Raw genomic sequence first — 19,963 nt, 5'->3', positions numbered from 1 at the left:
TGAACGGAGCCTCCCATGCAACCCCAGCCACCGCCGGACAACCTCTTCGACAGGCTGTTCACCACGGTTCCCGTGGCGCTCCTGCCCGTCCGGCTGGAGACCCGCTTCGGCACGCGCCGCGAATCCGCCGACGGACCCGAGATCGCCACCCTGCGCCTTCGCATCTATCCCGACGACCTCTCCGTCGACCGAGGCAGCCCCGCCTTCAGCGAGGCGGAAATTGCGGCAGCAGCCGCGTTTTGGCAGGCCCAGCAGGACCACGCCGGAGCTACGGCCGAGGACGCTGCGCGCCGCGGCGCAGCCTGGGAGCTCTACGTCCGCCACGTGGGCAGCGCCAAGGCCGTCCACCTGGCCCTGCAGACACGCGGCGGGTCTGTTCCCGCCGCGGCCGCGGACGTGCCGCATGCCGTGCTGCTGCCGGATTCCTGGGTGGTTGTCGGGGAGAACGACGGCGGAGGGCTGGCTTTTGTGCACCACATTGAGGGGGTGCCGGGCACCCTGCCGCTTGCCCCGGCGGATCCCGACCACGCACTGGATCCCGCCGACGCCCAGCTGGTGCCGAAGGCAGACCCGGCCCGCTGGGTCAGCGACTTTGATGCGGCACTTGCCTGCGGAATGGCGGCGGAAATCGACCTTGAAACCACTGGAGAGGCGGCTTCCGGGAGCCACACGCCGGCTGCACTTCACGGACTGCAGGCGCTGTACGTGTTCGGCGTGGGCAGTGCCGATCCCGACAGCACTGCCAACTTCGTTGCCGGACTGCTGTCCGGGCACGCCGCCGCCGCGCCACTCGGATTTGTGGCCCAGGGAGCCGCCACGAACAACCTGGGCGGTGCGCCCAGCGGGTGGTCGGCGGAACAGGACGAATTTGACGGCTTCCGTTTCGTGACGGAAACGGCGGCGGCCCCGGCGCCCCTCGACCCGGCCGTGCCCGCCCTCGCCGGCGGTGCCGCCGACGGCACGGTCTTTGAGGCGGCGCTCGGCCTGCCGCCGGGGACGGCTGCGGGATTCTCCGGCGCGTCCGGCCGGGAGGCGTGGTACTCACGCAACTTCACCGGGGCGTTCTTTCCCGTCACCCTGGGGCAGGCCCTGGGCGACCTGGCCCGGCGCACCTTCGAAGATCCCCAACCCGGCAATGCGCGTGCCCGCCTGCGGCAGGAAACGCTGCTCTTTGCCCGCACCCACGCCACATCGTTCGTGCGCAGCAACGGCCCCATCCAGCCACTGCGGATCGGCAGCAACCCCTACGGAATCCTGCCCGTCATGGCAACCTCGGGCTGGGTCCGTGTGGCCGGGGAAGACAGGCTGCAGGGCAGCCTGCTGGACACCCTGAATGAGCTGCGCTGGTATTTCTCCCGCGCTGCCGGGTCCGTGCCCACCATGGCCGCAGGCACCGCCAATGCCGCGGCTGCCATGTTCACGATCTTCGGCCGTTCGCCGGTGCCGCATGAGGCGGGCTGGTGGCTCCGGGACGTGGTGGGGCCGATGGTCGGCATGATGACCAGGGCCCTGGACCTCGGTGCCGCTGCGGGAAGGGACCTTGACCCGCTGGCGTTGCTGAATGGCATGGTGGCCAAGGACTCGTCCCTGGTCAAGTCGCTGGGCCTGGACGCTGTGCGGCGGGTTCTCTCCGCCACCCTCGGCGACTACTTCGACGGCTCCCTGCTGGTTGAAATGTCCACCCGGGGCCAGCTCCCCGTGCTCAGGGCCGTGGCACAAACGGCGACCAGGGCAGGGGCACGGGTGACGCCGTCGGACTATCTGGGGGCCCTGCTGCGCCGCAGCACCTGGCGCCACGGGTTCGGGGCGCCGGCGCCCGCAGACCCGAACCCGCCGGACGACCTCCTGTATGTGGTGGCCGAGCGGGCCCTGGAGGCAGCCGGTGAACTGGACGCCAAACTGCTGCTCAGCGTGGTCAACGACGTTGAATTCAGGGCGGCCATGGTGCTGCCTCCGGAGACGGACAAGAGTGCAGACCCCGCCGCGGTCCAGATGGGGAGCGTGTACAACACCAAGCTGTCGGCCGTGGCGACGGCCGCCGGCATGGTCACTGCGGCCGGGGCCGGCCTGAGCATCCACGACGCAGTCTGGGATGACGCCGTCAACATCCACGGCGGAGTCCTCGCCTCGGATGCGATCCTGCACCCGTGGCAGGAAGTCAACACCCTGGCCGGAACCCGCCGGGCGCTGTGGACACTGGCCGAGGCCGGGCTCAGCGACGCGGAGTACACGCGGATGACCTCGGAAACCCTGGCCGCCTCCAGCCACCGGCTCGACGCCTGGTACACGTCCCTGGCCACCAGCAGGCTGGCGACGCTCCGCAAGGGAACTGAGCTGGGGCTGCACGCAGGGGCATGGGGCGTGCTGGTCAACATCAGGCCGCAAAGCACTGCCGCGGGAGCCCAGGCGACGGCGGCCGGCAGCACCGGGCCCGTCCCGGATGCGTGGGTGGAGCACCTGAAGGCGCACGGTGTGCCGGATGCGCCCGAGCTGCGCATCCCCGCGGATCCGCTGGGTTATGTGCACGCCCCGTCCCTGCCCCAGGCCGTGACCGCCGGCATCTTGCGCGCAGCCGAGGCCGCCCACGCAGGAGGAGGCTCTTCGTTGGCCGGCATGGACCTGACGTCCAAGCGGGTGCGGGCCGCCCTGGACATCGTGGCCGCAATGGGGCACGGGCAGCCGCTGGGGGCGCTGCTCGGCCAGCAGCTTGAACGCAGGCTCAACAGCAGCGGCCTGCAAACTGCCGTGGGCATCCTTCGGGAGCTTTTCCCGCAACGGCGCACGTCGGGCGCTGCGGGTGAGCCTGCGGCCGGAGACGACGCCGTCGTGCCCCCGGAGGTGGTGGACGGCTTGGATGCCTGGACGGGGAGGGCCGCACTGGCGGGGATGGCCGGCCTGGAGGGCACCGGGCCCGCGCTGCAGGAGCTGGGCGATGCCATCGAGTCGGTGGCCGACCTCCTGGTGGCCGACGGCGTGCATCAACTTTCGTCGGGCAGGCTGGAACATGCCGGGGCGTCCTTCGCTGCGGCTGCCGACGGCGCCCCGCTGCCGGACATCACCGTCGCCGCGGAACCTCGCAGCGGGGTGACCATCACGCACCGGCTCATGCTTTCCGTGGACGGGTCTGCCGGGCAGCCGGACGGCTCAGGCTGGAACGATGCTGCGCCGCGGGCGCAGCTTGCCCGCGGCGCCGAACAATGGGCGCGGGGGATGCTGGGCCCGGCCACCGGTTGGACGGCGGCGCCATCCGGCGCGGCGGAGGGCGCCGTGGTGCCCCTGGATTCGCTGGGGCTGTGTGCCCTGGACGTCGTGGCGGAATCGGTGCCGGGACCCAGCGGCGGGTGTGCCCTGGACGCCCGGTGCCAGGTGGATCCGGCGCTGCTGCACATGGCGCGTGCGGCTGCCTCGGTGCTGTCCCAGGCGCGTCCCGCCGTGCCCGCAGACCTGGATTATCCCCACCCGGACCCCACGCTGGGCCCGAGCCGGAGCTGGACGGCGCCGGCGCCCGGACCCGCTGAACTCTCCGGCCTGGTTGGGGCCGTGAAGGCGCAGCTGGGCGCGGTTGTTCGAGGCATTGCCGGCGTGCTGGCCGCGTCGGCGACGCCGTCCGACGGCACTTCGGTTCCCGTCCCGCTGGAAGGGGTCGAGGTGCCCGCCACGCTGCTTGCTCCGCTGGCCGCCCTCGGTTTTCCCGGGTGTGTGGTGGCCGGTTCCGGCGTGAGCACCAGCCAGGCACTGGCCGCGGCATCCTCAGCGGGGGCAGTCGTCAGGGACGTCTTTGTCCTGCTGGGCCAGGGCCGGCCGAACAGTGCCACCTCCACCGTGCCGGGCGGCGGGGCGGCCGATGCCGGACCGGCGGTGGTGGGCGTCGACAACTGGGAGAACGCGCTGGACGGGCTTCTGCAGTCGAAGACCGCCATTGACACGCTGGTGAAGGTGGTCCGGCGCCTGGGCGGGGATGCAGTGGTGCCCTCGCTGGAGCTGGGCCTGGACTCTTCCGCCGTCGTGGGCGTGGAACAGCTGGAGCTGCAGCGGTGGCTCGTGCGGACCTCAAGGGTGCGCCCTGCCATGGCAGAGTTCGTGGACCTGAGCAGCTTTGCGGAGGCGGCGGGGCGCCCCGTGCCGGGGCTGACGGCCATGCACCTGCCTCCCACGCCTGCGCTGGCCTGGCTCGGAGGGCCGCTGGAGGAGGCGGACCCGCCCGGGCCCGATGCCCGTCCCAACACGATCCGGCGCTGGAAGCGGCCCGCCCAACCGCACGTGCACGCCGTCGTCAGCGGTGTGCCCGTGCCGGACGGAAGACCCACCCACCTGCTGGTGCTGGATGAGGTGGCCGAGGTGCTGCCGGCCCCCACGGCCGCCACCGGGCTGGCACTGAACTACAACGCGCCCAACGCGCGGGCCCCGCAAAGCATCCTGCTGGCCGTCCACCCCAACCCGGCCGTGGCCCCAAACCCCGGCGTGCCGTGGACGTGGCGGCTCATGCTGGACACGGTGCGGGAGGCCGTTGAGCTGGCGAAGATCCGGGGCGTGGACCTGGACGACCTGCAGCAGACGGGCCTGGGCGAATTCCTGCCGCTGATCTATCTGCCGGACCCGCCCACCTCCGTGCTGGCGATGACGCCGTTGGCGAAGCTGACCGAGGACCGATTGCGGCGGCTGCTGACCGAGAAGGCCTACAAGAACGTGATGAGGTTGGCGCCGTGAACAACTACACGATGTGGAAGAGACTCGAGCCCCACACGCAGACACAGGACCTGGACCCGGGTCTCTCCGCCGGCATGGCAGACCCGCTGTGGATGCTGCTGCGGCAGTGGCAGCTGGGGGAGCTGAGCGGGGACGACGGCGGCTCGCCCGTCGCCGTGGACATCGCCTCCAGCTGGACGCGGTTCACCCATTACCTGCCAGGCGGAACGGTTCCCGGCGATGGTGCGGATCCGGCGGCCCAGCCGCGGGTGGCCCTGGTGGGGGAATCCTCGAAGCCGCTGGAGGCCGTGGTTGAGGCCGAACCCGTGCTGCGGCCGGGCGCCGCCGGCGGGCAGGAGACGCCGTGGGTGGCCGCCGTCCAGGCCGGGCGCTCACTGCGGCGGCACCTTGAGAGGCACCAGGCCGCCGCCGTGGCCGACACGCTGGCGGACCTCTTCCCGAACGTGCTTTTCCAGCCGCCAGAACCCAGCACCGACATCGTGGAGGGTGCGGTGGAGGCACGGTACCGCGCACTGCTGGCCGGAAAGGTGCTGGACGGGGCCAAGGTCCTCTCGCTGCTCGACGGCGCGGGGGCGCTTCCGGCGCAGGCTCTCGGCGGGACCGACCCGGCCGCGGTCCAGGCGGCGGTGGATGATTGGAAACGGGAGATGGTCGAGGACTGGGGCGTTGCCGGCACCGCCGTGCCGGCATGGTCGAACCCGGCGCTGGAATACTCGTTCACGATCGCCGCGCCGCCACTGCCGGTGGACAGCTTTGCCGCCGCCGTCAACCCCGCCCAGGCCGCGGAACAGGTGCTGATGCAGGCGCCGGAATACAACGGCACCGGCATGACCTGGAGCTCGCTGGACATCGCCGGCCCCGCGGCGGAAACGCTGGCCGCGCAGTACCAGCGGGAACAGGGCATCGACGCGCCGCCGCCGGATCCCCACGACGGGGACGGCTTCTCCGAAGGCAGCACCGGACGCCATGTGCGCACCGTCCTGCCGGCGCCCCTGGTGTTTGAGGGGATGCCCTCAAACAGGTTCTGGGAGTTTGAAGACTCGCAACTGTCCCTCGGGCGCGGCACCGCCGGGCCCACGGACCTGGTCCGCATGGCGGCCGTGGACTTCGCCACGGTCTTCAGCCCCGACTGGTTCCTGGCACCGGTGGAACTGCCCGTGGGCGGGGTCGCCCGCATCGACTGGGTCATCGTCCGGGACAACTTTGGGGTCGCCACCCTGGTCGGAACGAGTGCGTGGCAGGCGTCGGACAACGTGGGGCGGATGTTCCAGCCGTCGGCAACGCTGGGCCGCGGGCTGGAGGACGTGCCGCTGCTGGCCGTCCTGCCTTCGGCACTTGCACCCATTGAATCGCCGCCCCTGGAACAGATTGCCCTGCAGCGCGATGAGGGCGCCAACATGGGCTGGTGCATCGAACGCCGCATCATGGGCCCCGCCGGCCGCGCCATAGACAGGCCCTGGCTGAACTCGGAGTTTGGGCTGCCGAAGCCGGACACCGCCGACCCCCACGAACTCGTCTGGCGGCTGTCGACGCCGGTGGCGCAGACGTGGACACCGCTCGTGGCGGTCAGGCAGGACGGAACCACCCTCCCCATCCTGCGCAAGGCCCGCATTTTGGCCACGGAAACGGGCGCCAGGCGAGGGGCGCAGGGCGCCATCATGGCCGGGGTGCGCGACGTCAACGACGAGGAGGTCACGCGCAGCGGCATCGACGTGCGCATCACCGACCAGCTCGCCCGCGGATACGACGGCAGGAGCTACGTGTGGCGCGGGCGCAGCAAACGGCCCTGGCTCGGCGAGGTGTCATCCGGCCTGCGGTACGACGCCGCGACCCCGTGACGGGCGGGCGGTCCCGCGCCCGCCACGCCGTCATCGCCCCTGGCCGGCCGGCGCGCTGCTGGTAGCGTTCTAGGTGCAGCGGAATCCCCGAACGGGGTCCGCACCGGGAACGAATAGGCAGCAACATTGGGGAGCCGAACATGAGCACGAGTATCAAGGTTGCGCTGGCCATGCCCGAGGATGTGGCGGCGGGCATTTTCCCGCCACGGGTCCTGGACGCCCTCGACTCCGGGGCCGACCTCCTGAGCCGCGAGCCCATGACCGAGTTCACCAGCCCGCAATCCCTTGCCCTGTTGGCCGAGGCCGAGGCACTCATCACCGGGTGGGGCACCGCCATGATCGACGCCGCCGTACTCGATGCAGCACCCAATCTCCGGTACATCCTGCATTCCGCAGGCACCGTCAAATACCACGTGGGCGAAGCCTGCTGGGAGCGCGGCATCCAGGTCAGCACGGCCGCCGACGCCAACTCCGTCCCCGTCGCCGAGTACACCGTGGCGATGGTCATCCTGGCCAACAAGCGGGTGCTGCAGGTGGGCCGCAAGGTTCACGCGCAGCGCACCATGGTCCACGCGGAGGCCGAGTTCCCCAGCCTCGGCAACTACAACAAGCGCGTGGGCATCATTGGCGCCTCCAAGATCGGCCGCCATGTCATGCGGCTGCTGGCGCAGTATGAGCTGGAGGTGGTCCTCGCGGACCCCTTCGTGTCCGACGCCGAGGCAACAGCTTTGGGGGCATCGAAGGTAACGCTTGAGGAACTGTGCGCCACGTCGGACGTGGTCAGCCTGCATGCGCCGTCACTGCCGTCCACCAGGAACATGATCAATGCCGAATTGATTGCAGGATTCAAATCCGGCGCCACGTTCATCAACACCGCCCGCGGGGAGATTGTGGACCAGGACGCACTGCTTGCGCGCATCCAGCGCGGTGACTTGTACGCCGTCCTGGACGTCACCACGCCCTGGGACCTGCCCCCGGACTCGGGCCTGTTCACGCACCCAAACGTGCTGCTCACCCCGCACATGGCGGGATCGCTCGGCACGGAACTTGAACGCATGGCCATGAGCACGGTGGCCGAGGCCCACCGCCTGGGCCGGGGAGAACCCTTGAAGTTCAGGCTGCCCCCGGAGCAGCGCGGGCTGACGGCGTAAGCCGCCCTCCGCCGTCGACGGGGCCCGGGGGAATTCCCGGGGTAAAACCGGGGGTTTCCCCCATGGTGGCGCGCCCCTGCGGTCCGTAGCGTTGGAGACATGATCCTTCCTACGCTTCCGCACGAGGGCCACGCCCATGATTGAGTTCCTGCAGGAGGCGTCCGGTCAGCCGTGGGCGTACGCCGTGGTTGCGGCCTGTGCCCTGCTGGACGGCTTTTTCCCGCCAGTCCCCAGCGAAGTCCTGGTGGTCGCCATGGCCTCGCTGCTGGCCTCCCACGGCTGGGCCGGGTTGTGGATGTTGGCGCCGGCCGCCATCGTGGGGGCTTTCGCGGGCGACAACCTTGCCTACGCCATGGGGCGGGCCCTGGGCACCACCCGGTTTCGCTGGATGCGCCGGCCCTTCATGCAGAAATCATTTGCCGCGGCCGGGAAACAGCTGGAGAGCCGGGGAGCGGCCATGATGATGGTGGCACGGTTCCTGCCGGTTGCCCGGGTTGCGGCGAACCTGACGGCCGGCGCCACTGGGTTTCCGCGCCGGAAGTTCGTGGCCATATCAGCGGTCTCGGCGTCCCTGTGGGCCGCCTATTGCATCGGGCTCGGGGCGCTGGCGGGGTCCTGGTTTGCGGCGAACCCCATCCTGGCACTGACGGTGGCCGTGGTGGCAGCGTGCCTGCTGGGCATCGTGCTGGACCGGGTGTCGGCCGCACTCCGCAGGCGCAGGCTGGTGGATGGAGTGGATGCGACCACGGGCTGGCGTGAGGGGGACGCACGCGGTGCCGGGACTGAAACGCAGACCAGCCCCGCGGTGCAGGAAAGCGCCGGCGTCAAGTAGCGCCGGCTCGGCCGCAGCTCGGGGCCTGAGGAGGATCGGTAGGGCAATTCATGTCTCAGTCGCGTAGTGGTGCAGCTGCCCTGTGTAGTCCGCGGTCAACGGCTCGGTAGATGGTGGATCGGCTGATCGAGAATGGTTCGGCCGTTTCGGTCATGGTGTATTTCCCTGCATCGTGCAATTCCAGGAGATGGGCTTCTTTTTTCACGCTGAGTTTTGGCTGTTCTCCCCGGAGCCAGCTGTCAGCCTTAGCGGCCTTCATTCCTTCGCGGGTGGGCATGCTGGTGAGGTCGGCTTCGAATTCGGCGATCATCGCCCGGACGTTGAACAGCAGTTTGCGCAAGTGGTGGGTGGGGTCATGGTCGGAACCACCCATGCTGAGTTTGATTTCGCGGCTGGCAGGGTCGCCGGCCATTTCGCGGGCGTTCCTGACGGACCGGACCAGACGATCAGGTTTGGTAGCGACGAAGTTATCTCCGGCCAGGCATGCGGCGGGGGATTCGCGAAGTCCTAGGCAATTCTTGTTCCTGCCGGTAAGGCCATCATCAACATAGACGCGTTGGGGGTCAACGCCGAGGGAGGCCGAGGCATCACGCTGGGCGTTGATGCCTTGCTCTTCCGTGGACACGCGTGCGTAACCGGCCATGATCTGAAAATGTAGATCAGTGCGTTACATAGGGATCCTTTATCGGACAGGTCACCGTACACGCTATGCGGACTTTTCATAGGTCGCCATTAGCAAAACAGCAGGTCTACGGCTGGCGTGTCCGTTGGACGACCGTCTTGCGGGACGGTATTGCTGATCAGTTCCGAAAGACTTTCTAGCCCGCTCTACCCGGGTAGATCCTCATCGCAGTGACCAAATTGACGTCGCTGCAATTCTCGCGAAGTACCTGCGGTCCTCCCATCAAGCCAGGTTGGGCATCCTGAATAGTGGGAACCAACTGCTCCCGTCAAGTTTGTGAGACAGTTTGATTGATTTTTCTTCTTACGCTGCTGCTTGTTCGATCTTGATTTGGTATTCCGCCAGAGCCTTCGCCGGCGGCAGGCCCTCGTTGTAGGAATGGGGCCGGCGCCTGTTGTACCAAGACTCGATGTATTCCATGACCGCGGTCCGTGCCGCCATGTGATGGGGAAAATTGTGGTGGTGGTACATCTCGGTCTTCAAATGCGAGAAGAACGACTCGGCGACCGCGTTGTCCCAGCACACCCCAACCTCACCCATGGACTGAGTGACACTGTTGCCGGCACACCATTTTTGGAAGTCACCGGAAGTGTATTGAGATCCTCTGTCGCTATTGAAAATAGCGCCGTCTGGATGCAGCCGGCCGTGATCTCGGGCCATTTTGAGGGCGTCAATGATCAGCTCCGTGCGCATGTGTGAGGCCATGGACCATCCGACCACCATCCGTGTTGCGAGGTCGATGACGGTGGCTAGATACAGCCAGCCCGAGTCCGTTTTCAAATAGGTAATGTCGCCGACCAGCTTGGCTCCCGGCACCGTGGAAGTGAAGTCCCGCTTGCCGTCGGCATCGAGCATGTGGTTTTTGATGTGTTCGGTCCTGGCTGCAGGGTCAACGACTGTGGTCTTCTTCCACGCCCGCATACGGACCGCCCGAAGGCCGTGTTTGTTCATGATCGTCCCGACCGTTCCCGTCGCCACCGGGATGCCCTCGTGGCCCAGGATCGTGGTGATCTGGTCCCGCCCGGCCATGCCCTTCTCCCGTTCAAAGACCCGGCACACATCCTTGGTCAGCTTCTCGTTGCGCAGCTGCGTCGGAGTCGGTTCCTGGGGCTTGGCCCAGCGGTAGTACGAGGACCGTGGAACCTTCAATTGCTGGCACATCCAGTCAACCTTGTAATGTGCCTTCTCCTGCCGAATAAACTCGTAATAGTCGTCTATCGTTGCTTCGCGGCGAAGAAGGCGCTGACTTTTCCCAGGAATTCGATCTCCCGTTTTAGCTCGGCATTCTCAGCCTGCAGGGCCTTGTACTTCGCCCATTCCACCGGGCCAGGGTCCTTGGATCCGGCCTCGGGATGCTCTTCCTTCCACTCCCGCACCCAGTTCCCCAGTGATCCATCACTGATACCAATTTCCTTGGCAACCTGGACGATGGGACGGCCCGAGGAAATCACCAACTCAACAGCCTCGGCCTTGAACTCCGGACTGAATTTACGACGACTAGCCATGAAACAAATTCTCCTAAACACTGTCTCAATTTAGGATACGGGCGCATTCGGAACCGTTACCGGCCACGCCGCCTGGCACGACATGCCGTCCGAACCCCCGCATGTCAGCGACTACCACAGCGCCGGCTTCGAACGCCTGCGGGGGCACTGGCCCGAGGTGCAGCGGCTGACCGAGGAGGTCAACGTGGACGGTTCCTTTGTCTCCCTGCTCTCCTTCGAATGGCACTCCATGACGTACGGAGACCACTGCGTCTATTACAAGTCCGGCACCGGGCCGCTGGAACCGGCCCAGGCGCAGAGCCTGGAGGAACTGCGCGAGGTGCTGCGCGGGCTTGGCCGGGCCGGGCTGGAGGCGTTCGTCATCCCGCACCACATCGGCTACCGCGCGGACCGACGCGGCATCAACTGGAACACCTACGATCCCGAGCTGTCACCGGTCGTGGAGATGATGTCCATGCACGGTTGCGGCGAAAGCGCCGACGCACCCCGGAACTACCTCCACACCATGGGCCCGCGCGACGCCAGTTCCATGGCCGACCGAGGCCTGGAACTGGGCAACACCTTCGGCTTCATCGGCTCCACCGACCACCACAGCGCTCACCCCGGCTCCCACGGCCACGGCCGCGCCATGGTCTGGGCGCAGGAACTGACGCGCGACGGGATCTGGGATGCCATCAAGAACCGCCGCACCTACGCCGTCACCGGCGATCGGATCATGCTGGCCACCAGCATCGACGGAAACCCCATGGGGGCGCAGTACAGCAACCCCGGGACCCGGGAAATCGCCGTCGAGGTCCTGGGCGGGGACACCGTGGACTACGTGGAGGTCATGCGCAACAACGAGGTCATCGCCAAGGCCGGTCCGCAGGCCACAGACTCCTTTGACTTTGACGGCATGCTTGCCGTCAGCGTTGGCTGGGGAGAAGTCGGCGTCCGCAACGAATGGGACGTGCGAATCGAGATCAGGGGCGGCCGGATCGAGGCAGTGGAGCCGCGCTTCCACGGCTACGACATTGTCGAGCCCAGCGCACAGGAGCCCGAAAGCTTCAGCTTCTCCCGCTGGGACCAGCAGGATGCACGACATGTCTCCTTCAACACCGAGACACACGGCAACCCCAACGTCGCCACCGACGCCACCCAGCAAATGGCCCTGCACGTCATCGGGGACCGGGACACCGTCCTGTCCGTGACGTTCAACGGCAAGGAGACCCTCCGCACCATTGGCGAGCTCCTGCGCGGGCCGCAGACCGAATACCTCGGAGGCTTCCTCACCGGCGCCATGCTCATGCACCGCGCCGTGCCCCACTCCTCCCGCCATGTCCACCTTGAGCTCAATGATGCAGGAACCGACGCACCGCGAGACCAGTACTACGCGCGGGTGCGCCAGCACAACGACCAGTACGCCTGGGCCTCGCCCACGTTCGTCAACAACTGACGGCTGCCGGACAACAGGGGAGTCACCGCAGGTGTCCAAGGCCACTCACCGGAAATTAAGGGGTGTCCATTGTGGTGGCTCCCAGTTTCATTACGTACCCTAGTGACTATGATCATGCGCACGCCCACCGTTGAAACTGCGAGTTGCCTCCATGACTGAGCTTTTGCTGGCTGCGCCGGGTGAGCCGTGGGTTTACGCCGTAGTGGGGCTGTTCTGCCTGATCGACGGCTTCTTCCCGCCCGTTCCCAGCGAAACCCTCGTGGTTGGCTTGGCGTCCCTTGCCGCCTCGCAGGCATGGTGGGGGTTGTGGATGCTCCTGCCTGCCGCCGTCATCGGCGCCTTCCTGGGTGACAACATCGCCTATGCGATTGGCCGCAAGTTGGGCATTGACCGTTTCAGGTGGATGCGCCGGCCCGTCATGCAAAAGGCGTTTGCCAAAGTGGAGAACCAGTTGGAGAAGCGGGCCATTTCACTGCTTCTCGTGGCCCGCTTCATTCCCGTTGGCCGCGTGGCCGTCAACCTGACCGCCGGTGCCAGCGGCTACCCGGCCCGGAAATTTCTGATGGTGTCCGGACTTTCGGCCACCATCTGGGGCATCTACTCCGTGGCCATCGGTGCCGTCGCGGGATCCTGGCTGCACGACCACCCCGTTCTGGGCCTGATCGTGGCCGTGGTCATTGCCGGCCTGCTGGGCGTGGTCATGGACAAGGTGATTGGCCGCTGGCAGGAACGCCGCCTCCGCAAGTTCGCCGAAGAAGGCGGACAAGCCGGGGTAAAGGTGCTGGAAACCGCAGACGCCGCCTAACTGCAGGACGCATGGCGGCAGCGCCGGCCCACTACAGGGTGATCCGCTGGGCGCCAACCACCTTGACCACAAAGACGTGGAATTCCTGCAGCCAGTTCCGCAGGAAGTCCACGGTGTGCTGGTCGGCGACGTAGCCGTCGTCGTCAATCATGTTCTCCGTAAAGTGGACGTAGGCTTCCGGCTGGGCCATTTCCGGCGAGTTCACGAAGGACAGGATGCTGCGCAGGTGCTGTTGTGCGACCGCCGTGCTGATCTGGCCCCTCGACGTCCCAGTCACTGCCGACGGCTTCTTGGCGAATGAGTTGGTGCCCCACGGCCGCGAACCCCAATCAATGGCGTTCTTCAGCACGCCCGGGATGCTGCGGTTGTACTCCGGGGTCACGAAGATCAGCGCATCCACTGCTGCCACCGCCTCCTTGAATGCGCGGCCCTCCGGAGGGTAGTCGGCGTCAAAGTCGCGGTTGTACAGCGGCAGGTTCCCGATCGGGATGTCGATAAGCTTCAACTCGGGCGGGGCCAGCTTGAACAGGGCCTTGGCCAGTTTTCGGTTGATGGAGTCGGAGGCCAGACTTCCAACGAACACGCCAACTGTGTAGCTCATGGCAGATCCCTTCGGCTTGCGCGGGGTGCGGGCGGGTGCCCTCGAATTCAGGGTAGTCCCATGCGCCGCCTCTGGCCATGGCCGCGTTCCGGTGGTGGACTTGGACCATGGCTGGTCCTGTCGCGGGAAGCAGCCGGGATGGCGGCACCCCGGCCCGGCACGCTGCGGCCGTTTCAGGGACGGCGCTGGTTCGAGGACCCGGGGAGCTGCGCCATTCCCTGCCCTGGCTGCTGATCCTCTTCATCACGGCAGGCTTCCATTTTTACCGGGGCGTCCCCGTGGACGGCTGGATCTTTCTGTCCGCGGGGCTGGTGCTGGGTGCGGACACGGCCCGTCTGCACGTGCGGCGGCAACCGGCGCACCTGGCCGCGGGCGAAGGCCGGCCGCCGCGGATGTCTGGCCGGGCCCCGGTGTGGACCATGCTGGCGGTGGGCGTGGGAGCCGCCGTTGTGGTGGTCCTGGCGCCGCCCGGCAGCCTGGGCATTCCTGCTGTGGTCGGACTGGTGGGCGTGGCGATGCAGCTGGTGGCCTGGCCGCAAAGCCGGTCCCCGGCCCGGCCGCGAACGGGGGATGCGGCGCAGCAGGCGGGCGGCCGGGCCGCCCGGGAGCCGGGGACGGGAGAAGTGCACGCACACGCCCCAAAACCGCTGCGCCGGGCAGCCTGGTGGTGTGCGGCCGTCCTGCTGTTCCTGGCCTTGTGGGAACTGGGAAACTACTTCGCCGACATGCTAGACCCCGCCGGAGCGTGGGCGTTCCCTCCGCTGACGGACCTGCTGCAGCCTTTGTTCGACAATGACGCCAGCCGCTGGCTCATGATGATTGTGTGGCTCGCGGCGTCCGCCGGACTGGTCCGGTCGGCGGTGAAGCCATGATCCTTGCCCTGATGGTGGCAGGCTATGTGCTGGTTCCGGTGGCCGGCATCACCCTGGTTCTGGTGGCCCGGGCCAGACCGGACGTGATCGCTCCGCTGGGAGTGCTCTTGGGGAACGTGTTTGCTCACCGGGCTGCACGCATTGCCCTGCTGCTGTTTGTGTGGTGGCTGGGATGGCACTTCCTGGTCCCGGACTGAGCCGCCGGCAACCTGCAGCAAGCAGAAACAAGCAGAAGGGCCCGCCACCGTGCTGGTGGCGGGCCCGGGGATTCCGGAACTGGGCCGGAATCCGGCTGCGAACTAGTGCGACTCCTTGGCGAGCACAGCGTCGGCGGCATCGGGCGCGGGGGAGGTCCCGGCGTCGGACTTGCCCATGAAGAGCGCGATCACCACAATGCCCAGCGAGACAATCGCTGCAACCAGGAAGCCGTTGCTGAAGCCGGCGGTCTGGGCGGCGATCTCGCCCTTTCCGGCAGCGGCCGCGGCAACCGTCCCGGCGGACATGATGCCCACCAGGAGCGCCGTTCCCGCCGCGCCGCCCAGCTGCTGGAGCGTGGAGAGGACGGCGGATCCGTGCGAGTGCAGGGAGTGCGGCAGCGGGTTCAGGCCGGCGGTGAAGGACGGCGTGAAGATGAACGCCAGTGCGGTGGACATGAGCAGGTGCAGGCCGATGATCAGCGGCAGCGGCGTGGTTTCACTGAGCTGCGTGAAGGCGAACAGGACGGCGGCCAGGAGCAAGCCTCCGGGAACCAGGAGCGGGCGGGCGCCAACCTTGTCGAACAACTTGCCCACGAACGGCGCCAGCAGGCCCATGAGGACGCCGCCGGGAAGCATGACCAGGCCCGTGGAGAGCACGTCCAGCCCGCGCACGTTCTGCAGGTACATGGGCAGGAGGATGATCACGCCGAACATGGACAGCATGGCCATGACCATGAGGGCCAGGGCCAGGGTGAACTGGCGGTACTTGAAGGGGCGCATGTCCAGGAGCGCGGAGTCGGTCCGCTGCAGGCGCAGCTGCAGGAGCACAAACGCAGCCAGGAACAGCAGCGACACGGCCAGGGAGACAAGCGCGACCTGGTGGGTTTGCGCGTCGGGGGAGCCGATGCCGCTGAGGCCGTAGACGAGACCGCCGAACGCGGGGATGGACATCAGCAGCGAGGGAACAGACAGTTTGGACTTGCTGCGTTCGCCGTCGGTGGGCAGCAGGCGGGCGCCGAGGACCAGGGCGATCAGCGCGATGGGCAGCACCAGCAGGAACATGAAGCGCCACGACAGCGAGTGCAGGATCAGCCCGGACAGGGTGGGGCCGATGGCCGGGGCCACGGAAATGACGATGGAGACGTTGCCCATGACGGCGCCGCGGCGGTGCGTGGGGACAAGGTCCAGGATGGTGGTCATGAGCAGCGGCATCATGATGGCCGTGCCGGAGGCCTGGACAACGCGCGCGGCCAGCAGCACCTCAAAGCCCGGTGCGAGCCCGGCCAGCAGCGTGCCGGCCGAGAAGAGGCCCATCGCGAGTATGAACACGGTGCGGATGGGCAGGCGCTGGAGCAGGTAGCCGGTGGTGGGGATGACCACGGCCATGGTGAGCATGAACGCCGTCGCAAGCCACTGGATGGCCGACGGCGACACCTGGAACTCATGCATCAGCTTCGGCAGGGCCACGTTCATGATGGTTTCGTTGAGGATCACCACGAACGCGGACACGAGGAGCACGCCGATGGTGGTGCGGTCCCTGGCCGATAGTTTGTCCGGCACTTGAACGCTGGTTGTAGACATGGGAATCCTGAACTCGATTTAATACGGAAAATTATGGGCTGCCGGAACGTTCGCCTTGAAGGGCTGCCGCACCGCCGGGCAGGTCAACAAGTGTAAGGCCTGCCGTGCGGGAATTATTCCTCTTCGCCTCTCTCGGTTGCAAACTTTTTGGACGTGCGAGTCCGACGGCCGGCAGGCATCCGGATCAGGCGTGCAGCCGCCGGGTCCCGGCCCGCGAACAGGCTAGGCTGCTGACCAGTAGCCGATGTTGCCTGCCAACCAAGGAGAACCGTGTCCACCCCGCTTTTGGCTGAACCTTCCGCTGTCTTTTCCATGCACGACGGCGCTTGGCTCCCCTCCGCGCTCTCCCGCGGCCCGTGGGATGAGCGGGCGCAGCATGGCGGGGCGGCCGGGGCCTTGCTGGCCCACGTGGCGGAGTCGGAACTGCCGGACCACTCCTGGACGCTGAGCCGGATGAGCATGGAGCTGGTCAAGCCGGTGCCGGTAGCACCGCTGCATTCACGCACCGCGCTGCATCCGGGACGTTCAACCATGCGGATGACCGTTGACCTGTTGAGCGGGGAGGTGCTGGTGGCACGGGCACACATGCTGGCTGTCAGGGGCCAGGGCTTCACGCTTCCGGACGGCGTTCCCGGGTGGTCGCCGGACCGCCTGCTGCCGGGTCCCGCATCCTGCTCCGAGCCGGCGGTGATTCCGGGGATGCCGCACGGCACATCGTTTTACTACAACGCCGTTGAACACCGCATGGCGGGCGGCAACATTGCCCGGCCCGGTCCCGGGGCTGCCTGGTTCCGGCTGCGGGTGCCAATCATTGACGGCGCGACCACCACCCCGTTCATGCTGGCCGCCGCCGTGGCTGACTCCGGCAGCGGAATCAGCTGGGTGCTGCCCCCGGAAACGTACCTTTTTGCCAACGCTGACCTGTCCCTGCACCTCCACCGCGCACCAGCCGGGGAATGGCTGGGCATGGAGTCGGAGTCCCAGGTGGACGGCGGCGGGGCGGGGACCACGCTCTCCCGCCTGTACGACGTCGACGGACCGGTGGGCGTTGCGGTCCAGACGCTGGTGGTGCGCGAACGCCGCTGAAACCTGCGACTCCGGGACGAGGCACATGCCGCCCTTGTGGCTCTTCAGTTGGTCCTGGCCGCCAAGCCGGGGAAAACCCGCCGCGCATCCCGCCGGGAACGTCGATCCGGGGCCAACCCCGCACCATTACGCGGCCCCTTCACCGAACCGGGTCATGACCCGCGAGATGGGTGCAGGACATACACCTGTCTCGCGGGTCATGCCGATTCTCGGCGAAACTGACCCTCCGGCGCGCGGTTTGAACCCATTCTCGGTGCACGGCCTCGCTCCAAAAACACGGCGGACCGCGAAAGCTGCGCCACCACTGCCACGGAAGAATCAGCGAAGCCGCATTAACAGCCGTTAGGCCCGCGTCGCAAGGCTCAAGGCTGGTTCCCGGCGCGGACAGGCCGTAGCCGGAGCCGGGCCGTCAGCTCCGTGCAGCGCGAACAAACGCCCGGATCAGCGCCGCGTCCTTGATTCCCCGGCTGGATTCGACGCCGCTGGACACGTCCACGCCGTTCGGCTTAAGGGAGGACGCCAGCGCGGCCACGTTGCCCGGGGTGAGCCCGCCGGCCAGCAGCCAGAAACCGGAAGGAACACTGTGCAGCATCGCCGCGTCAAAGGTGACTCCGGCCCCTGGTTCCACGGCATCCAGCAGCAGCCTCTCGGCATCCCAGGCTTGCTTCTCCGCCGCGGTGATTGCGTTGTAGGCCTCGGCGGAGAATGCCCGGAGGGTGCGGAACCCGGCTGCCTTGGCCTGGTGCATGTCCGCCAGGGATTCGTCCCCGTGCAGCTGCACAGTGGACACTCCTGCCCGGCGGGCCGTGTCAAGCACCTCCGACAGGGGCTGGTTGCGGAAAACCCCCACCGTCTCCACACCTGCCGGCACCTGCACAACAAGTTCGGCGGCCAACTCCGCAGTCACCGTGCGGGGGCTGCCGGGGGCAAACACAAAACCGACGGCGTCCGCGCCGGCATCCACCGCGGCGGCCACCGTCTCGGCAGTTTGCAAGCCACAGATCTTTACGTACATGCCCAGCCACAACCTTGTCTAACGTTCAACAGCGAAGGAGGGACCGCCGTCGTGCATCCCACAGGCCATGTTAACAGCAGCGGGGCGCTCTCTGCCGGGACGGCGGTGCGTCAAGGAACCGGCAAAGTTGCGGCCATTCGCATATGGGTATCGTCAAGGGTCCGTTCGAGGCGCCGGGGCGATGGTTTTCTGGAGTGGGGATCGCGGCCGGGGCGGTGCGACGGGCAAATGCGGAGGAGGAGTCCCATGGAGGGAACAACGGCGGGGCAGGCCGGGGGATATGTTGCCATTGACGACGGCGGGCACTTCAGCCGCCATTCGGACAGTGCCGCCGTCGTGGCCGCCTTTGAGTATCTGGACGAGGCCGTGTGCGTCCTGGACAGGGGCGGAAGCTCCCACCGGTTGGTTGCCGGTGCGGGCGGGATGGTGCTCAGCCGGGCCCACGGGACGGTGGAGTTTGCGTGGCTGCAGCAGGAATGGCTGCGTGCCATGCGGCGGTTCCCGGAAGAGCACCGGATCCGGCGGTTCCATGCAGGCACCTCGGCGGCATTGCTCGCCGACATCTTTGAAACCCTGCAACTGCAGCCCCTGGCCACCGGACTAGTGGAGGGTGAGCACGTCACGGACGATTTCGGTCACCGCTACCGGGTGGTTCGGCACGGCAGGGGTTCCGTCACAGGGAAGCTGCAGCTGTGGCTGGTGGAAACGGGCCGGGCGGCGGAACCCTAGGAGAAGGCCGCGGCGGCGATGGCCCAAATGACGTAGCCGCTGACCGGAACAAGCAGCAGCCACTCGCGGACGGAGCCGGCGTTGCCCAGGATCGGCACGGCAACGTGGCCCCCCGGGCGCCAGATCTTCCGGACCAGGGGCATGCGGCGGAGCCAGCGCGGCGGCTTGATGCGTATGGGCCAGATCAAGTTGCAGCCGCCGGTGGTAAGCATGTCGCCCGCAATGTGGGCGGCCACGCCGATGCCCATCGCCATGGGGAACCAGTAGTCCTCCTGCGGGGCAAACATGGTGACGTAGGCGCCCACGGAGATGCCCAGGATCCACGGGAATTTCTGCATGGTGTCGGGGATGAACTTCAACGCCTTCGCCGCGAACGAAGCCAGCAGCACGGCCAGCAGCCCGGCACCGGGGAAGATGGTGCCGAATGGCAGCTCAATGCGCCACATGCCCGCCAGTGCCGCGATCAGCACAAAGACGGCCAGGCCCAGAATGGAGTGGGTGCCCTGCCGGTGTCCGCCGGACATCCGTCCGATCTGGATACACAGGGCGTTGGACAGCGGCGGCAGTGAGTTGGCGATCGTGGCGTGCCGGTGGTCGGCGTCGGGAACCAGCGCGGCACCGGCGGCCACCACGGCGCCGGCCACGACGGCCGTGGGGGTCATCTCCATCAGGCCCAACCCCACCGTCACGGATTCGGGGACGGCAGGCAGCATTTGGTGCAGCCCGCCCAGCCCCACTTCAAACTGGGTGGTCAGGGCCAGCCAGACGGCGGCGCCGCTGGCGGCGTGGTGGGCTCCCATCATGAGGGCATGTCCTTCGCTTGTTCGGGTCGATGTTCTGATCCCGCAAACACGTGGACAAAACCTGCTGGGACAAGCCTACGGGCAGGCACCGACACTGTTCGACGGCGTGCGGCACCCGTCACAG

Annotated in this window: 16 protein-coding genes; 10 read left to right on the top strand and 6 right to left on the bottom strand. The window is 67.4% G+C overall.

From position 1 onward, the window contains the following. The first annotated feature begins 15 nt into the window (after positions 1 to 15). From JOF48_RS17635 to JOF48_RS17620, 4 genes are all read left to right on the top strand, one after another. The gene (locus JOF48_RS17635; RefSeq protein ID WP_209682995.1) at positions 16 to 4,707 is read left to right on the top strand and encodes a hypothetical protein; all 4,692 of its coding nucleotides are present in this window, start codon (positions 16 to 18) and stop codon (positions 4,705 to 4,707) included. Beyond that, entirely contained in the window at positions 4,704 to 6,545 is a 1,842-nt protein-coding gene (locus tag JOF48_RS17630) for a hypothetical protein (RefSeq protein WP_209682992.1), read from the top strand. Before JOF48_RS17635 ends, JOF48_RS17630 begins: the two co-directional genes overlap by 4 nt. Positions 6,546 to 6,685: 140 nt before the next feature. Continuing rightward, entirely contained in the window at positions 6,686 to 7,696 is a 1,011-nt protein-coding gene (locus tag JOF48_RS17625; protein ID WP_209682990.1) for a hydroxyacid dehydrogenase, read from the top strand. Positions 7,697 to 7,832: 136 nt separating this feature from the next. Then, a complete protein-coding gene (locus tag JOF48_RS17620) occupies positions 7,833 to 8,528 on the top strand; it encodes a DedA family protein (RefSeq protein WP_209682987.1) in 696 nt (231 codons plus the stop codon). Positions 8,529 to 8,583: 55 nt separating this feature from the next. Here JOF48_RS17620 and JOF48_RS17615 read toward each other — a convergent pair whose 3' ends face one another. Together JOF48_RS17615 and JOF48_RS17610 are read right to left on the bottom strand one after the other, a co-directional pair. After that, positions 8,584 to 9,171, bottom strand: a complete 588-nt coding sequence (locus JOF48_RS17615) for a recombinase family protein (protein ID WP_209682984.1) — start codon at positions 9,169 to 9,171, stop codon at positions 8,584 to 8,586. Positions 9,172 to 9,513: 342 nt separating this feature from the next. Then, positions 9,514 to 10,715, bottom strand: a protein-coding gene (locus JOF48_RS17610; RefSeq protein ID WP_209682981.1) for an IS3 family transposase whose coding sequence is annotated in 2 segments (ribosomal slippage) — positions 9,514 to 10,463 and positions 10,463 to 10,715 — 1,203 coding nt in all. Because the reading frame shifts where the segments join, the coding sequence is not laid out codon by codon here. An 82-nt stretch (positions 10,716 to 10,797) separates the two neighbouring features. Between JOF48_RS17610 and JOF48_RS17605 the strand changes: the two genes are divergently transcribed. After that, positions 10,798 to 12,150 (top strand): DUF3604 domain-containing protein, encoded by a 1,353-nt coding sequence (locus JOF48_RS17605; protein ID WP_209682978.1) that lies wholly within the window; start codon positions 10,798 to 10,800, stop codon positions 12,148 to 12,150. Between the two features lie 151 nt (positions 12,151 to 12,301). Next, complete coding sequence (locus JOF48_RS17600; protein WP_209682975.1) at positions 12,302 to 12,955, top strand: DedA family protein; 654 nt, start codon at positions 12,302 to 12,304, stop codon at positions 12,953 to 12,955. A 31-nt stretch (positions 12,956 to 12,986) separates the two neighbouring features. Here the strand turns inward: JOF48_RS17600 and JOF48_RS17595 are convergent, their stop codons facing one another. Next, positions 12,987 to 13,556, bottom strand: coding sequence for an NADPH-dependent FMN reductase (locus JOF48_RS17595; protein WP_209682973.1), 570 nt, complete (start codon positions 13,554 to 13,556; stop codon positions 12,987 to 12,989). Between the two features lie 107 nt (positions 13,557 to 13,663). Here JOF48_RS17595 and JOF48_RS17590 point away from each other — a divergent pair, with 107 nt between their 5' ends. Both JOF48_RS17590 and JOF48_RS17585 read left to right on the top strand, forming a co-directional pair. Next, on the top strand, positions 13,664 to 14,428 hold the full coding sequence (locus JOF48_RS17590) for a hypothetical protein (protein WP_209682970.1): 765 nt from the start codon (positions 13,664 to 13,666) through the stop codon (positions 14,426 to 14,428). Then, positions 14,425 to 14,625 carry a DUF6186 family protein gene (locus tag JOF48_RS17585; protein ID WP_209682967.1) on the top strand — a complete coding sequence of 67 codons (201 nt, stop codon included), beginning with the start codon at positions 14,425 to 14,427 and terminating at the stop codon, positions 14,623 to 14,625. The genes JOF48_RS17590 and JOF48_RS17585 overlap by 4 nt, the downstream gene beginning before the upstream one ends. Positions 14,626 to 14,727: 102 nt before the next feature. Here the strand turns inward: JOF48_RS17585 and JOF48_RS17580 are convergent, their stop codons facing one another. Beyond that, positions 14,728 to 16,206, bottom strand: a complete 1,479-nt coding sequence (locus JOF48_RS17580; protein WP_209682964.1) for an MDR family MFS transporter — start codon at positions 16,204 to 16,206, stop codon at positions 14,728 to 14,730. A 270-nt stretch (positions 16,207 to 16,476) separates the two neighbouring features. On the opposite strand from JOF48_RS17580, the gene JOF48_RS17575 reads away from it, so the two are divergent. Then, complete coding sequence (locus JOF48_RS17575; protein ID WP_209682961.1) at positions 16,477 to 17,292, top strand: thioesterase family protein; 816 nt, start codon at positions 16,477 to 16,479, stop codon at positions 17,290 to 17,292. Positions 17,293 to 17,701: 409 nt separating this feature from the next. Here the strand turns inward: JOF48_RS17575 and JOF48_RS17570 are convergent, their stop codons facing one another. Beyond that, positions 17,702 to 18,307 carry a phosphoribosylanthranilate isomerase gene (locus JOF48_RS17570; protein WP_209682958.1) on the bottom strand — a complete coding sequence of 202 codons (606 nt, stop codon included), beginning with the start codon at positions 18,305 to 18,307 and terminating at the stop codon, positions 17,702 to 17,704. 246 nt (positions 18,308 to 18,553) lie between these two features. Here JOF48_RS17570 and JOF48_RS17565 point away from each other — a divergent pair, with 246 nt between their 5' ends. Beyond that, a complete protein-coding gene (locus JOF48_RS17565; RefSeq protein ID WP_209682956.1) occupies positions 18,554 to 19,036 on the top strand; it encodes a hypothetical protein in 483 nt (160 codons plus the stop codon). On the opposite strand, the gene JOF48_RS17560 is transcribed toward JOF48_RS17565, so the two are convergent. After that, positions 19,033 to 19,839: a metal-dependent hydrolase gene (locus JOF48_RS17560; protein ID WP_209682953.1), complete on the bottom strand. Its 807-nt coding sequence runs from the start codon at positions 19,837 to 19,839 to the stop codon at positions 19,033 to 19,035. The two genes, JOF48_RS17565 and JOF48_RS17560, sit on opposite strands and share 4 nt — an antisense overlap. Positions 19,840 to 19,963: the final 124 nt, after the last annotated feature.

The organism is Arthrobacter stackebrandtii (assembly GCF_017876675.1).
GTDB lineage: Bacteria > Actinomycetota > Actinomycetes > Actinomycetales > Micrococcaceae > Specibacter > Specibacter stackebrandtii.
The sequence above is the reverse complement of the archived record's forward strand: the minus strand, read 5'-3'. Positions and strand labels throughout refer to the sequence as shown.

What these genes read in the sequence shown, in the direction of transcription:
- JOF48_RS17600 (WP_209682975.1), top strand. Translation starts at nt 12,302, where the DNA reads ATGACTGAGCTTTTGCTGGCTGCGCCGGGTGAGCCGTGGGTTTACGCC.
- JOF48_RS17615 (WP_209682984.1), bottom strand. Translation starts at nt 9,171, where the DNA reads ATGGCCGGTTACGCACGCGTGTCCACGGAAGAGCAAGGCATCAACGCC.
- JOF48_RS17625 (WP_209682990.1), top strand. Translation starts at nt 6,686, where the DNA reads ATGAGCACGAGTATCAAGGTTGCGCTGGCCATGCCCGAGGATGTGGCG.
- JOF48_RS17590 (WP_209682970.1), top strand. Translation starts at nt 13,664, where the DNA reads ATGGCTGGTCCTGTCGCGGGAAGCAGCCGGGATGGCGGCACCCCGGCC.
- JOF48_RS17565 (WP_209682956.1), top strand. Translation starts at nt 18,554, where the DNA reads ATGGAGGGAACAACGGCGGGGCAGGCCGGGGGATATGTTGCCATTGAC.
- JOF48_RS17605 (WP_209682978.1), top strand. Translation starts at nt 10,798, where the DNA reads ATGCCGTCCGAACCCCCGCATGTCAGCGACTACCACAGCGCCGGCTTC.
- JOF48_RS17570 (WP_209682958.1), bottom strand. Translation starts at nt 18,307, where the DNA reads ATGTACGTAAAGATCTGTGGCTTGCAAACTGCCGAGACGGTGGCCGCC.
- JOF48_RS17560 (WP_209682953.1), bottom strand. Translation starts at nt 19,839, where the DNA reads ATGATGGGAGCCCACCACGCCGCCAGCGGCGCCGCCGTCTGGCTGGCC.
- JOF48_RS17620 (WP_209682987.1), top strand. Translation starts at nt 7,833, where the DNA reads ATGATTGAGTTCCTGCAGGAGGCGTCCGGTCAGCCGTGGGCGTACGCC.
- JOF48_RS17585 (WP_209682967.1), top strand. Translation starts at nt 14,425, where the DNA reads ATGATCCTTGCCCTGATGGTGGCAGGCTATGTGCTGGTTCCGGTGGCC.
- JOF48_RS17595 (WP_209682973.1), bottom strand. Translation starts at nt 13,556, where the DNA reads ATGAGCTACACAGTTGGCGTGTTCGTTGGAAGTCTGGCCTCCGACTCC.
- JOF48_RS17635 (WP_209682995.1), top strand. Translation starts at nt 16, where the DNA reads ATGCAACCCCAGCCACCGCCGGACAACCTCTTCGACAGGCTGTTCACC.
- JOF48_RS17580 (WP_209682964.1), bottom strand. Translation starts at nt 16,206, where the DNA reads ATGTCTACAACCAGCGTTCAAGTGCCGGACAAACTATCGGCCAGGGAC.